The sequence below is a fragment of the Marinobacter salinexigens genome (genome assembly GCF_008370345.1).
GTDB lineage: Bacteria > Pseudomonadota > Gammaproteobacteria > Pseudomonadales > Oleiphilaceae > Marinobacter > Marinobacter salinexigens.
In genome coordinates this window covers 1-349 of record NZ_VTUU01000149.1, presented here as the reverse complement: position 1 = coordinate 349, position 349 = coordinate 1, and the positions used below count along the sequence as shown (strand labels likewise).

Below are 349 nucleotides of genomic sequence, written 5' to 3'. Positions count from 1 at the left end.
AAAAAGGAGAGGCCGAGAAGCGCTTTAGCGATAAGACTGGTGCACCCGTAGCGGCACGGCATGGCGGCCACGGCGTACTCCGTGGCGCTCGTCGGCGGCGCACGCCTGCCGGCCGCCCTCCTCCCTCGGCGCAGCAGCGTGTGCCACCAGCAGCTTCGCCTCCAAGACGCGCCGAGGCTCTCCCTGCACCGTGCCAGGGCCGCTTCCGAGGACACGTCGGCCTCCGGCGGCGACGAGCTCATCGAAGACCTCAAGGCAAAGTGGGACGCCGTTGACGACAAGCCCACCGTCCTCCTGTACGGCGGCGGCGCCGTCGTCGCGCTATGGTTGACGTCCGTTGTTGTCGGCG

The 349-nt window shown here is 69.1% G+C and carries 1 protein-coding gene; it reads left to right on the top strand.

The genetic code is table 11. From position 1 onward, the window contains the following. Nucleotides 1-60: 60 nt before the first annotated feature. Nucleotides 61-349 (top strand): CAAD domain-containing protein (locus FWJ25_RS21005; protein ID WP_188093694.1); only part of this gene is annotated, 289 nt, incomplete at its 3' end.